General features: G+C 68.4%; 12 protein-coding genes. 5 read left to right on the top strand and 7 right to left on the bottom strand.

Annotation, left to right across the window (positions count from 1 at the left end):
• Positions 1 to 112 precede the first annotated feature (112 nt).
• The 4 genes from ASF87_RS06725 (at position 113) to ASF87_RS06710 (ending at position 6,408) form a co-directional block, all read left to right on the top strand.
• Entirely contained in the window at positions 113 to 736 is a 624-nt protein-coding gene (locus ASF87_RS06725) for a TetR/AcrR family transcriptional regulator (RefSeq protein WP_056375115.1), read from the top strand.
• Positions 733 to 1,674: a hypothetical protein gene (locus ASF87_RS17890; RefSeq protein WP_200933705.1), complete on the top strand. Its 942-nt coding sequence runs from the start codon at positions 733 to 735 to the stop codon at positions 1,672 to 1,674. Before ASF87_RS06725 ends, ASF87_RS17890 begins: the two co-directional genes overlap by 4 nt.
• Complete coding sequence (locus tag ASF87_RS06715; RefSeq protein WP_056375113.1) at positions 1,671 to 3,590, top strand: YhgE/Pip domain-containing protein; 1,920 nt, start codon at positions 1,671 to 1,673, stop codon at positions 3,588 to 3,590. The genes ASF87_RS17890 and ASF87_RS06715 overlap by 4 nt, the downstream gene beginning before the upstream one ends.
• A gap of 136 nt (positions 3,591 to 3,726) precedes the next feature.
• Positions 3,727 to 6,408 (top strand): penicillin acylase family protein, encoded by a 2,682-nt coding sequence (locus ASF87_RS06710; protein WP_082508888.1) that lies wholly within the window; start codon positions 3,727 to 3,729, stop codon positions 6,406 to 6,408.
• A gap of 41 nt (positions 6,409 to 6,449) precedes the next feature.
• Here the strand turns inward: ASF87_RS06710 and ASF87_RS06705 are convergent, their stop codons facing one another.
• On the bottom strand, positions 6,450 to 7,811 hold the full coding sequence (locus ASF87_RS06705) for an MFS transporter (protein ID WP_056375112.1): 1,362 nt from the start codon (positions 7,809 to 7,811) through the stop codon (positions 6,450 to 6,452).
• 104 nt (positions 7,812 to 7,915) lie between these two features.
• Here ASF87_RS06705 and ASF87_RS06700 point away from each other — a divergent pair, with 104 nt between their 5' ends.
• Positions 7,916 to 8,677 carry an alpha/beta fold hydrolase gene (locus ASF87_RS06700; RefSeq protein WP_056375110.1) on the top strand — a complete coding sequence of 254 codons (762 nt, stop codon included), beginning with the start codon at positions 7,916 to 7,918 and terminating at the stop codon, positions 8,675 to 8,677.
• Positions 8,678 to 8,756: 79 nt separating this feature from the next.
• Here the strand turns inward: ASF87_RS06700 and ASF87_RS06695 are convergent, their stop codons facing one another.
• The 6 genes from ASF87_RS06695 to ASF87_RS06670 form a co-directional block, all read right to left on the bottom strand.
• Positions 8,757 to 9,659, bottom strand: a complete 903-nt coding sequence (locus ASF87_RS06695; protein WP_056375107.1) for a hypothetical protein — start codon at positions 9,657 to 9,659, stop codon at positions 8,757 to 8,759.
• Between the two features lie 232 nt (positions 9,660 to 9,891).
• The gene (locus ASF87_RS06690; protein WP_056375105.1) at positions 9,892 to 10,707 is read right to left on the bottom strand and encodes a DUF2510 domain-containing protein; all 816 of its coding nucleotides are present in this window, start codon (positions 10,705 to 10,707) and stop codon (positions 9,892 to 9,894) included.
• A gap of 15 nt (positions 10,708 to 10,722) precedes the next feature.
• Positions 10,723 to 11,112, bottom strand: a complete 390-nt coding sequence (mnhG, locus tag ASF87_RS06685; RefSeq protein WP_042540347.1) for a monovalent cation/H(+) antiporter subunit G — start codon at positions 11,110 to 11,112, stop codon at positions 10,723 to 10,725.
• Positions 11,109 to 11,378: a monovalent cation/H+ antiporter complex subunit F gene (locus tag ASF87_RS06680; protein WP_042540345.1), complete on the bottom strand. Its 270-nt coding sequence runs from the start codon at positions 11,376 to 11,378 to the stop codon at positions 11,109 to 11,111. Before ASF87_RS06680 ends, mnhG begins: the two co-directional genes overlap by 4 nt.
• The gene (locus ASF87_RS06675) at positions 11,375 to 11,983 is read right to left on the bottom strand and encodes a Na+/H+ antiporter subunit E (protein WP_056375103.1); all 609 of its coding nucleotides are present in this window, start codon (positions 11,981 to 11,983) and stop codon (positions 11,375 to 11,377) included. Before ASF87_RS06675 ends, ASF87_RS06680 begins: the two co-directional genes overlap by 4 nt.
• On the bottom strand, positions 11,980 to 13,533 hold the full coding sequence (locus ASF87_RS06670) for a Na+/H+ antiporter subunit D (protein WP_056375101.1): 1,554 nt from the start codon (positions 13,531 to 13,533) through the stop codon (positions 11,980 to 11,982). Before ASF87_RS06670 ends, ASF87_RS06675 begins: the two co-directional genes overlap by 4 nt.
• Between the last annotated feature and the right edge of the window lie 191 nt (positions 13,534 to 13,724).

Genomic DNA, 13,724 nt, shown 5'->3' with positions numbered 1-13,724 from the left:
TAGAGGCTCTGAGCGGCGATCCGTGCTGAGTTGTGAACGGCCCACTGTTCGGACCCTGTGAGTCCTCCGAATTATCTTGCACACTGCTGTGCACTATACGTAGAATGGGCGCATGACCACCCGTGCTCCCCGCCGTGACTCCGTCGAGAACCGCGCCGGAATCCTCGATGCGGCCCGAGCGACCCTCGCGACCGACCCGCGCGCATCGATCGACGCCATCGCCCGCAGCGCCGGCCTGTCACGCCGGACCCTCTACGGACACTTCGACGACCGAGAGGCCCTGATCCGCGAGCTGATCTCGGTCGGAGCGCAGCGCTTCAACGCGATCGCCGAGTCCGTCACCGACACCGACTCGCGCATCGCGCTGGCCCGCCTCGCCGCACGACTCTGGCAGGAGGCCGCGCACGTGCAGGTCGCCGCGGCGCTCGCGCTCGACGAAGCCCACGTGCAGCACACCGCCGACGCTCTCGCCCCTCTGCGCCGCACCGTCGCCGCCCTCGCACGGCGCGGGCAGGAAGACGGCAGCTTCCGCACCGACCTCCCCGCCCCGACCCTCGCCCGTCTCATCGAAGAGGTCGCGCGCACGGTCGTCTCGCGCACGGACGCACACAGCGCCGGCGCGGCCGGGCTCGCCGTGCGCACCCTGCTCAGCATCGCCGGGCTCTCGTGGCGCGAGGCCGACGAACTGCTGGCAGCACACCCGGACATCGTCGAATCGCAGGAGGTCAGCGCATGAGAGTCACTCTGCACGAGGTGAGCAAAGGGCGCGGCGGGCAGTCACTGCCGACGACGAGCCTCGAGTTCCACAGCGGTGCGGTGCGCTTCGCCCTCGCCGAGACCGAGCAGCGACCGACCGTTCTCGGCCTGATCGCCAGCGGACGGATGCGGCCCGACACCGGACGCGTGACGATCGACGGCGACTCGAACAACAAGGCGCTGCGCCGCACGATCGCTTTGGTCGACGCCCCCGACGTCAGCGACCCGCATCCCGACATCACCCTTGCCGGCGTGGTGGGCGAAGAGCTCATGTTCGCCGGGGTCGGCGCGACCCCGCTGCACGCTCGTCGGTGGCTGAATCAGCTCGGATTCGGCGAGCTCGCCGGTGTGCCGATCGGCAACGTCGACCCGGCCGCGCGGGTACGCATCCTGTGCGAACTCGCGATCCTCCGCGAAGGCACCGAAGGCATCGTGCTCGTCGCGCCCGACCGTCACGGCGGCAGCCCGGACGGCTGGTGGCGCATCGCGTCGGAGTTCGCCGACCGCGGCTACGCCATGCTCGTCGTCATCGGCGGATCCGCTGCGGTCGCCCTCGAACGGATGCACGAACTCGAGGCGATCAACGCCTCCGGTCCGATCCAGCCCCTCGTGCTCGACCACCCCGGCCACGAGGCATCCGTGTCCGAGTCCGAATCCGCGTCCGCGTCCGCGTCCGAATCCGCATCCGCATCCGACGAGCACTCGACCACCGACGCGGAGCCGGTGAGCCCAGACGGCCTGCCCGCGGTGCCGCCTTTCGATGACGAATACGCCGAGGATGCCTCCGACGCCCAGGATTCTCCCGCGGGTGCCGATCCGGGCTCGGTGAGCGAGAACGCCGACGCCGACCACCGCGAAACGCCCGACACAGTCACAGACGCAGACACAGACACAGAAGAGAACGGAGGCGAGCGATGAAGGTTCCCGCCATGATCGCCGCCGAGCTGCGGCGGCTCACCGCGAGCAAGATGGGCATCATCGCCCTGATCGCGCTCGTGTGCGTGCCGATCCTCTACGGCGGCCTGTACCTCTGGGCCAACCAGGACCCGTATGCGAAGTTCCCCGAGGTGCCTGTGGCACTTGTCGTCGACGATGCCGGGGCCCCTGCCCCCACCACGGGAACGGAGGCCGAGACCGGCGAGACCGTCAACTACGGCGAGGACGTCGCCGAGAACCTCATCGACGGCAACGCCTTCGACTGGCAGCGCATGTCCGCCGACGAGGCCGCAGACGCGTTGCGCGAGGGCACGGTCGACTTCACCGTGACGATCCCTGAGGATTTCTCTTCGGCGTTGACCTCGGCCGCGGGCGACGACCCCCACCAGGCGCGCATCGAACTCGAGACCAACGACGCGAACAACTACCTCGCGTCGAGCATGGGCACTCAGGCGGTCGAGAAGATCCGCAGCTCGGTGGCCGAGATGGTCGGCAGCGAGGCGGCAGAGCGCCTGCTCACCGGACTCAGCGACGTGCGAGACAACCTCGTCACCGCCGTCGACGGGGCGAGCCAGCTCACCGACGGTGCCAACACCGCGGCGACCGGCAGCGCCACACTCGCCGACGGCACGTCTCAGCTCGCCGACGGCACGTCTCAGCTCTCGGGTGGCGCGTCTGAGCTCGCCGGCGGCGCGTCTCAGCTCGCCGGCGGAGCGGCGACTCTCGCCTCGGGTGCTCAGCAGGTCAGCGACGGCAACCGGCAACTGGCCGACGTCGCAGACCGCGCCGGGTCTGCCGTGCAGCAGGCGACGGATGCCCTGCCCCAGGCACGCCAGGACATCGCGACGGTGCTCGCAGATCAGGGCCTGACGCAGGAGGAGATCGATCGGGTGCTGTCCACCCTCGATCCGCTCGGCACCCGCCTCGAAGAGGGCAACGCCACCGTGCAGAACGCGGTCGACAAGGTCGACCAGCTCGCCGCCGGAGCCGAGTCGGTGGCATCCGGTGCCTCGCAGCTCGCCAGCGGCACGCAGACGCTCGCCAGTGGCGCCCAGACCCTCGCCGGCGGCGCGCAGACCGTCGCCACGGGCGCGGCGGCGGCGAGGGACGGCGCGGCCCAGCTGCGCGACGGACTCGGCACCCTCGCGTCGGGCACGGCCGAGCTGCGTGACGGGCTGTCCGACGGGGTGGAGCAGATACCCGCATCGACTCCCGACCTGCGCGCGCTGCAGGCCGACACGATCGCGGATCCCGTCAAGGTCTCGAGCGACAAGGTGGCGTCGGCCGAGGACTACGGCGCGGGCCTCGCCCCGTTCTTCGCCGCGCTGTCGGCCTGGATCGGCATCTACGCGCTGTTCCTCATCGTCAAGCCGATCTCCCGCCGCGCCGTGACCGCGCTGCACTCCCCCATCCGGGTGACTCTGGCCGGATGGCTGACACCGGCGATGCTGGGCGCGGTGCAGATGGTCGGGCTCATGGGCATCCTCGCGATCACCCTGGGCTTCACGTTCAACAACCCCATCGGCACGCTGGGCGTGATGATCTTCGCGTCAGCGACGTTCGCGGCGATCATCCTCACGCTGAACGTCTGGCTGGGCTCGGTCGGCCAGTTCCTGGGTCTCGTGCTCATGGTGCTGCAGCTCGTCACCGCCGGCGGCACCTTCCCCTGGCAGACGCTGCCCGCGCCACTGGCCGCGCTGCACCACGTGCTGCCGCTCGGCTACGTCGTCGATGCCATGCGACAGCTCATGTACGGGGGCAATCTCGGCAGGGCCGGATGGGACCTGGTGGTGCTGGGGATCTGGCTGGTCGGCGCTCTGCTGCTCGCCGCCATCGGGGTGACGCGCATGACGCACCGGCGCACGCTGCGCGATCTGCAGCCGAGCCTTATCGGCTGACGCCGCGTGGCGGGGCGAGAAGTTCCCCCGCCACGCGTCGTCGTTGTGGGTAGTATTCCCAGAGTGCGTCGGTGAGACGCCCTCTGGGACTCTCTGGGACTGAGTCCCGCAATGCCACCCGAAAGAGTTCTCGATGATGACAACCGATTCGCCTGAGATCGCCGTGCCCTCACGCCCATCATTGGGTGCGCGCATCGGCCGCATCGCCTTCCTCGTCGTGGCGGCGATCATCGTCGTCGCCGTCGCCGCCGCCTTCTTCGTGACCTGGACCATCCAGCGGTCCTTCCCGCAGACCGAGGGCACCCTGCCGCTCGAGGGTCTGCAGTCCGAGGTGACGGTGCAGCGCGACGACCGCGGCATCCCGACCATCACGGCCGACTCATCCCACGATCTGTTCTATGCAGAAGGGTTCGTGCACGCGCAGGACCGCTTCTTCGAGATGGACTTCCGACGCCACGTGACGGCCGGTCGCGTGGCCGAGATGTTCGGCGAATCGCAGGCCGCAACGGATGCTTTCCTGCGCACCCTCGGCTGGCGCAAGGTCGCTGAGGCCGAGGTCGAGGCGATGGACGACGAGACGCGCGGGTACTACGAGGCATATGCCGACGGGGTCAATGCCTATCTCTCGTCACGCTCGGGTGCGGAGCTGTCGCTCGAGTATGCCGTGCTCGGAATACAGAACCCCGAGTACGTGCCTGAGCCCTGGGAGCCCGCCGATTCGGTCGCCTGGCTGAAGGCCATGGCCTGGGATCTCCGCGGCAACATCGAGGATGAGGCCGAGCGTGCGCTGCTGACCGCGCAGCTCTCAGACGGCTCAGACGGCTCAGACGGCTCCGACGGCTCCGACGGCTCCGACGCGACCGACATCACCGCGACGCTCGATGAGCTGTACCCCGCGTATCCGTTCGACGAGCACCCGGTGATCGTGCCCGAGATCTCCACGGTGCCCACGCTCGAGACCGGCGCCGAGCCCGCCGCGTTCACGACCGACGCGAACGACGATGAGATGCAGCAGGCCGCGACGACGATCGAGTGGCAGGAGGCCTCCGACGTGATCGAGGCCGCGAGCCTGCTCGTCGGCGATGTCGGCGAGGGCATCGGTTCGAACTCCTGGGTGGTGTCGGGAGACCTGACCGAGACGGGCATGCCGCTGCTCGCCAACGACCCGCACCTGGGCGCATCGCTGCCGTCGGTCTGGTACCAGGTGCAGCTGCGCTGCAGCGAGGTCACAGACGAATGCCCGTTCGACATGGGCGGCTTCTCTTTCTCCGGACTCCCCGGCATCGTGATCGGCCACAACCAGCAGATCGCGTGGGGCTTCACCAATCTGACCACCGATGTCACCGACCTCTACATCGAGCGCATCGAGGGCGACCAGTACTGGCGCGACGGAGCGCTGGTGCCGGTCGAGGAGACTACCGAGACGATCAAGGTCGCCGGCGGCGACGACATCGACCTGACCATCCGGTCGACCGCGCACGGCCCCATCATCTCGGGGCTCACCGATGACTTCACAGCGATCGCCGACGACCCGGAGCCTGGACTCACGGCCGGAGGCGCGACGAGCACCGCGCCCACCGGCGAGGCCTCCGAGTACGCGGTCAGTCTGCGCTGGACGGCGCTCGACCCCGGCACGGCCGCCACGGCGATCTTCGCGCTGTCGACCGCCCAGGACTTCGAGGAGTTCCGCTCGGCGGCCGCCCTGTTCGATGTGCCGGCGCAGAACCTCATCTACGCCGACGTCGAGGGCAACATCGGCTATCAGACGCCCGGACGCCTGCCCGTGCGAGGAGCCGGCGACGGATGGATGCCGCAGCCCGGGTGGGACAGCAGCTACGACTGGACGGGGTTCATCCCCTTCGACGAGCTGCCGGTGTCGTACAACCCGGCCTCCGGATACATCGTGACCGCGAACAACGCGATCGTCACCGACGACTATCCGTACTTCCTCTCGCGGGACTGGGACTACGGCTACCGCGCGGATCGCATCGCGCACCTGATCGAACGACGCGCGGCAGCCGCACCGCTCACCGCGCAGGACATGCGCGAGATCCAGATGGACAGCGAGATGTGGATCGGCAAGCGCCTGGCATCCGCGATGGACGATGTCGAGGTGAAGGGCGCAGGCACCGAGGATGCCGTGGCACTGCTGCGCTCGTGGGATGCGCAGAACGACGCGGCGTCCCCTGCCGCCGCCTACGCGAACGTGCTCTGGTCGAACCTCGTGCAGAACCTGTTCGCCGAACGCGACCAGCCGCTGCCGATCGACGGCCAGGGCCGCCTCTTCACGGTCGTCGCGAATTTGCTCGACGACCCCTCCGACCCGCTCTGGACGAATCCGAGCATCGACGTCACGAGCATGGACGAGATGCTGGCGCTGTCTGCCGAAGAGGCATACGACGAGCTCTCCACCCTGCAGGGCGACGCCGTCACCGGGTGGCGGTGGGGCGACCTGCACGCGATCACCCTCACGAGCGACACTCTGGGCTCGTCGGGCATCGCCCCGATCGAGATGCTCTTCAACCGCGGTCCGTATGCGGTCGGCGGCGGCGCATCGGTGGTCAACGCGACCGGGTGGGATCTCGGCACCTCCTACGCCACGACCACTGTGCCGTCGATGCGGATGGTGGTCGACCTCTCCGACCTCGACGCCTCGACCTGGATCCACCTCACCGGGGCATCCGGTCATGCGTTCAATGAGCACTACGTCGATCAGACCGCAGACTGGGCGGCCGGCGCGCAGAAGCCGTGGGCGTTCTCCGAGAAGGCCGTCGATGCGGCGACGCAGAACACCCTGGTGCTGACCCCCGCCGGGTAGCTCTCCTCGGCCCGCGCCTCAGGCGGATGCGGGCCCGCGCCTCAGGCGGATCCGGCTGCGGCGGACGCGGCTGCGCGGCGTGCGATCACCCAGATGCCCACCGCCGCGGCGAGGAAGATCGCCGCCAGCATCGCCCATCCGGCGAAGCCGAAGGTGATCGCCGTGGCGTTCACGACGATCGGCGACGCGAGGGCTCCGAGCGAGAAGCCCATGCCGAACACGCCCTGATAGGCGCCCGCCCGCACCGGATCGGCGAGCTCGAAGCTGAGCCCCCAGGCTCCGGCCTGCGACAGGATCTCGGCGAACGTGTGCGTGATCATGCCGACGATGAGGATGACGATCGCAGCCCACGTCGGAAGCCCGGCGGCGAGCGCGTAGATCAGACAGGCGGCGACCATGAGCCACCCCGCGATCATGGTCACCCGTCCCGCGACCCGAACGTCATGCGTGCCGCGCGAGGCACGCACCTGGAACAGCACGACCAGCGCCGTGTTGACGATCAGGAGCACCGCGAACGTGGCATCCGGCGCATTCGTGTACTCGCTGATCCACAGGGGCACCCCGAGTTCCGCCACTCCGAACTGCATGCCGAAGATCGCCGAGAGCCCGCTCAGCAGCAGGTACCGCGGGTCGCGCCACGGCGAGCGACGGTTCCACTCCCTGCGCTCAGCGGATGCCGCAGCCGTCGCCTGCGTGTCGATGGATCCCGTCTCGGTGAGCTGAGTCGCGACACGAACGCGTGCGGGTGCGTCGACCGCCGACGTCAGCCGGAGGAGCGAGAGCGACCCGAGTGCGCAGACGGCACCCGCGCCGGCGATCACGACCCGGTAGGCCTCGGGGGTGCCGAGCGCCAGGGCGATCGCGCCGAAGCCCGAGCCTGCGGCGATCGCGAGGTTCGTGACCGTGCGCAGCACGGCGCGGGCGTGCACCCGCCTGTCGGGGGCGAATCCTCGCGCGATGATCGCGGACCGAGCCGAGTATCCGAGCGAGTCGAAGAAGCCGGAGAGGCTGGCGAGCAGAAGCGCCGACACGAAATCCCCGACGAACGCATAGGCGGCGAGCAGCACGCCGCCGGCCATCTCGAAGCCGAATGCGAGGCGTCGGGCGCTCCACCGATCGGCGAGCCAGCCGCCGAGGAGCGACCCCACGACACCGCATCCGCTCGACACCGCGAGCACCACGGCGGCCTGCGCAGGCGAGAGACCGATGATCTGGGTGAAGAACAGCACCGTGACCGCGAGGAAGACTCCTCGGCCGATGCGCGACACAGCGGTCGCGGCGACGAGCGCCCGCAGCACCGGATCGCTCAACCCGTCTGCGATGCGTGCGATGAAGCCCTTCGACGGACGTGCGGTCTCGCCCCCCGTCTCGATCTGATCGGGATCGGGGCTGAGCGAAGACACCCTTCATCCTCGCATGGCGCGCACGCGCGTCTTGCCGCACACCGGCATACGGCGCACGCTGTATCCGGTTAGCCGCAAGGCCCCCACTCGGTTAGCGTGGGTGCGTGGTCTCCAGCTATCTCGCCCCGAAGGGCACCCCCGTCACCCTGCTCGAGTTCGAGCATGCAGGGGCGACGCTCATCGCGGAGACCTTCGGCGAGGGCCCTCGCACGTTCCTGCTGCTGCACGGCATCGGCATGGGTCGCAGCGTCTACCTCGATGTCGTGCAGCGACTGCGCGGCAGAGTCATCGCGCTCGACCTGCCTGGTTTCGGCGAAGCGCCCGAGCCCGCGCGCACCTTCACCATGGAACGCCACGCCGACCTCGTCGCCGCCTACCTCCGTCACGTCGGCGAGGGCCCCGTCGTCGTGATCGGGCACTCCATGGGCAGCCAGATCGCCGCCGAGCTCGCCGCGCGGCATCCGTCGCGCGTCGAAGGTGTCGTGCTGGCCGGCCCCACCGTCAACAAGGCAGCCCGTAACATCGCCTCACAGGCGAGGTACCTCCTCACCGACCTGATCGGAGAGCGTCCGCTGGTGATCTGGCGCGGCGCCCGGGAGTACCTCCGCGGCGGCCCGCACCTGATCCGCAAGATCCGCGCGACCATCGTGCACCAGCCGGAGAAGGCGTTCGCGCGCATCGAACAGCCGGTGCTGGTGCTGCGCGGAGAAGACGACCCGCTCGCGCCGATGAGCTGGTGCCGGGAGATCATCGACGAGATCCCCGGCGCCGACCTGCGGGTCATCCCCGACCACGGTCACGGCACGCTGATCAGCGACTCCGAGCCGGCGGCCCGCCTGATCCAGGCCTTCGCCGACGATCTCTGACCCGTACTCTCTTCGCCGTGTAGTTCACAACTCAGCATGAACGCGTCTGGGCCACGTGGTTTCGTTACTCGAGCGCCGCTCAGGGGCGCTTCTTGCTGAATTGTGAACGAGGTGCGTCGGTGAACCTCGGCCCGAGTACAGCGATGATCTGCTCGAGAGCCTGTCGCACGGACGCCTGGTCACCGAGAATGTCTTTCGCAAGTGGCCGAATGGTCATGACGCCGAGTCGGGCCGCGGCGATATCGCGCTCGCGATCCTGCATCTGCTTCTCCCACCCTTCGTGGAACTCCTTGCTGTCGCACTCGATGATCAACCAGCCCTCCACCATGAAGTCGACGTACCCGACGCCTTCGAGATACACCTGCGTCTCATATGCGACGCCCATCGCCCGCAGCAGCAATCGCATGAACGTTTCGGGGCCGGAGCCCGCCGACGGATCGACCAACGTGAGCAGCGGGCGGAATCGGGCGGGAAGGGCCGCGAACATCGTGGCCAGCTCATCGTGTGTCAGGAGTGCGTGATGAAGCACGCTGTCCAAGGTGGCGAGCGCCTCGCGCGGAGCCTGGCACAGCACAGAGTGCGCGACGGCATCGATCAACGGAGCCGCATGCAGGCTCTCCCGCACGCTTGTAAGCACCTTCCAATGGAGCACGACCTTTCTGTCCTTCGTGACACGCAGACGAGACGAACCGGGAGTCACGAGCACATGCAGCTCTCGGCAGCGGAACACGAAGACACCCAGAAGGGCGAGGAGAGACAAGCAGGACACTCGCCCGCCGATGCGGACCGCCTCGATGATGTCCCGGTGGGTCGACGGCAGTGCGTATCGATCGCGACGCACGTGCAGGAGTTCTCCTCGCGCGACTGACTCGGCGATGAGACGCGCCGTAAACCCTCGGTGCACCAGATCCGATCGGCTGAGAACAGTATGCGCATAGCCGTCGTCCGCGCGCTGCGCGACGGTCTTCTGTTTTTTCCCCATCGCAGAAGTGTGCAGACAGCGCAGGGCATCGAAGTGCGTCGTCCGCACAGCCAGGGATGACTTGCGCGGAACAGAGGTCAGTGCAGGAGAAGTAGCACTGGTCGGCGTCGTTCACTATTCAGCATGGATCTCGTGTCGGGCTGTCCTGCTGCCCCTTTCACGCCCACGGGGACAGGCTCATGCTGAATTATGAACACCAACCGGCTCCGCGCGGGCGCGCGGCGCGCCCGCCTCAGCGCAGCGGCGGGGGTGTGGTCGGAAGGAGCATCGCGTTGCGTCGCGCCCTCGTCAGCAGCAGGACGAACGCCCCCAGACCGCCGAAGAGCACCGCGAAGATGATGCCGAACACGATCATGAACCCGGTGACGGGACTCTGCTCCATGACGCTTCCCGCCACCGCGACGACCAGGCCGACCACCGCGATGCCGACCACGCACCAGCCGACGATCATCGACGTGAGATAGCCGCGGGGCCCGGCGTGTCCGGGGCGCGGGCCGAACTTCGTGCCGAGGTACCAGGTCCAGCGGGAACCGGTCCACCAGCGGCTGGCCTGCCCCGTCACCGGATACCACCCGGCATGCGGTCCATCGACCTCTCCGGGCAGCGGCTGCACGGATGCGTCGACGACCGCCGCCGACTGCGGGGCGGGGAGACTGCGCACTGCGCGGGTATGCGCGGCGCCGAGGACCCAGATCACGGCGATGGACATCAGGACCACCGGAAGGGCGAAGTTGCCGGGGCTCTGCGTGATGACCGCCGCCAACAGCTGCAGCATCGCGAGGATGAAGAACATGATGCCGAGCACCAGCCCCATCACCGGCGGCTCGACCGCCAGGGCGTCGGGCCGCGGCTTGCCCTTGCGCACGCGGTACGGCGTCCAGATGACTCCGTCCCACCAGCGGACGTCTGTGGTCCCCGGCACCTGGTACCACCCCATCGACGGGGCGGTCGGCGGCGCCGTGCGCTCATGTGCGGTCCACTGCACGCCGTCCCACCAGCGCTGCCGGCCCGGCGTGCCCGCGTCGTACCATCCCTGGGGTGCTGACATCCGTCTTCCTTCTGGTCAGCCGGCGCCCGGCGGAGTCTGCTTCGACTCGGCGAGCTCGTCGACGACCAGACTGCGCTCGTCGGTCGTGCCGTTGCGGTAGGCCTGCCGGCCGACGATATGGGCCGACAGCGGGGCCGTGGCGAACTGCATCAGCACGATCGGGGCGACGAGCGCGAGCCCGATGAGGATTCCGCCGACGGTGCGCTGCGACAGGGCGATCGCGAGGCAGATGAGGATGAGGCCGAGCACCTGGGGCTTCGTCGCGGCGTGCAGTCGCGAGGGCACGTCACGGAAGCGCAGCAGACCGACGGCGGCCGACAGGCACAGAACCGCGCCGAGCAGGATCAGCACGAGGATGGCAACGTCGATGACGGCGTCGGGAATGGCGAGACCGAACACGTTCATGGGGTCGTGTTGTCCCTTCTGGCCACGAACCGGGCGACCGAGATCGAACCGAAGACACCCACAGCGGCGATGATCAGCAGCACTGGGATGTTGCGGGTGTGACCGTTGATCGCCATCTCGGCACCGAGCACGCACATGACCTCGGTGAGCAGCACGTCGGAGGCGACGGCTCGATCGAGGATCGAGGGTCCGCGCACGATGCGGATGATCGTCAGGATGGCGGCCACCCCGAAGACGACCATGATCGCCAGCATCAGCACGTTCATCGGGCACCTCCCCTGGTCAGCCCGCCGGCACCGCCGGCGCGCGCCGCGCGTTCGTCGGCCTTGAGGGCACGGTACTGCGCGGGGGCACCGAGCGCACGCACGACCCGTCGCTCCCACCGCAGCACGCCCTCGCGCTGCTTCTCGACGTCGGCCATGCTGCGAACCCCGATCACGTGCAGGTAGAGCACCTGCCTGTCGCGGTCGGCCTCGACGATCAGCGATCCGGGCACCAGCGACGAGACCACCGAGACGTGGGTCATGATGAGGTCGTCGGCGTATTTCAACGGCACCGCGATGATCGCCGCGCCGGGCTGACGGCGGAAGTCGAACACCTGCGCCGTGACCGAGACCGCTCCACGCAGGACGGCGAACAGGAACTGCACCACGAACAGCGCGGCGTACCAGATGTTGATCCGCCCGGACAGCTCGACGGTCGGCAGCCGGAAGACGCGCGTGACGAACACCGCGACGACGAGACCCGAGAGGAAGGACAGCACCGTGAACTGGCTCCACAGCAGCATCCAGAGCACGACGAGCCATGCCAGGAACGGCAGCTGCACGCGGATGTCCCGCCAGAAGTGACGGCCGGTCTCGGTGGGGCTCATCCTTCGACCTCGTCTTCCAGCTGCACGAGGGTGACCGGGTCGAGCAGCGCCGCACCGATGCGGTCGCACAGTGCGTAGAGCGGACCGGCGAAGACGGTGAGCGCGATAGTGACCCCCACCATGCCGGCGGTGGCGACCGTCATGATGCGAGGGATGCGGCGACGCTCCTGCTGCTCGTCGGCGGCCGGGGCGTTGCCGAGGTACGAGATGCGCCCCTCGGTCTCGGTCGAGTCGTCCTCCTCGCGCCAGAACGCGAGGTTCCACGCGCGCATCAGCGCATAGAGGGTGAGCAGCGAAGTGACGATCCCGCCGAAGATCAGCACGATCATGAGGGGGGTCCCCACGGATGCCGCGGCCTCGAACAGCGCGAACTTGCCGATGAACCCGGAGAACGGCGGGAGTCCACCCAGGTTGATCGCGGGGATGAAGTAGAGCACGGCGATCACCGGCGCGACCTTGAGCAGGCCCTTCACCCGGAGGATCGAGGTGCTTCCCGCCCTGCGCTCGATGAGACCGACGGCGAGGAACAGGGTCGTCTGCACGATGATGTGGTGGACGATGTAGTACACCGTCGCGCCGATCGCCGCCGGGGTCGCTATCGCGAGACCGAAGATCATGTATCCGACGTGACTCACCAGGGTGAACGACAGGATTCGCTTGAGTTCGGCCTGCGCCACGGCGCCGAGCACTCCGACGATCATGGTCGCCAGGGCGATGATCAGCAGCACGGTGTCGATGCTGTTCTCGGCGAAGAGCTGCGTCTCAGTGCGGATCAGTGCGTAGACGCCGACCTTCGTCAGCAGGCCTGCGAACACCGCGGTGACGGGCGCAGGGGCGGTCGGATACGAGTCGGGCAGCCAGAACGACACGGGGAAGATCGCGGCCTTGATGCCGAACGCGATCACGAGCATGAGGTGCAGCACGAGCTGCGTCTCCTGCGGGAGTTCGGTCATGCGCTCGGCGATCTGCGCCATGTTCACGGTGCCGAGCGCGCCGTAGATCATCGCGATCGAGGCGAGGAACAGGATCGACGAGACCAGGGAGACGACGATGTAGACGGCGCCGGTGCGGATGCGCGACTCGGTGCTGCCCAGCGTGATCAGCACGTACGACGCCACGAGCAGGATCTCGAATCCGACGTACAGGTTGAACAGGTCCCCCGCGATGAAGGCGTTGAAGATTCCCGCGGCGAGGATCAGGTATGACGGGTTGAAGATCGAGATCGGCGTCTCGTCGGTGCCGTCGGCCGCGCCCTGACCGATCGAGAAGAGCAGAACCGCGAGCAGCACGATGCTCGAGATAAGCACGAGGAGAGCCGCGAGCCTGTCGACGTAGAGCACGATGCCGAACGGCACGGGCCATCCGCCGACCGAGACCGCGAGCGGTTCTCCCGCGTCGACCACGACCAGCAGCACGGCGGCGATCACCGAGACCGTCGCGAGCGTCGCGACCGTGACGAAGGCCTGCAGGCGCGGGTTGCGGCCGAAGATCAGGGTCGCGGCCGCGCCGAGCAGCGGCAGGGCGACGAGCAGGGGGACGAGGGCGCTCATCGGCGGTCCTCCCCGTCGTCGGTGTGCTCAGGTGCGCTGTCGTCGGATGCCGTGTCTGCCGCTGTGTCGCGAGCGGCATCCGCGGCGTCGGTCTCGTGGGCGTCGGCCGCGTGAGTGTCGGAGTCCGTCCGGAATGCAGTCGAGTCCCGCGAGTCCTCTGCGTCGCCGTCGTCTGGCGGGGCCGATTCTCC

Source organism: Microbacterium sp. Leaf161 (assembly GCF_001423645.1).
Taxonomy (GTDB): Bacteria; Actinomycetota; Actinomycetes; order Actinomycetales; family Microbacteriaceae; genus Microbacterium; species Microbacterium forte.
This window is presented reverse-complemented; position numbering and strand designations above follow the sequence as displayed.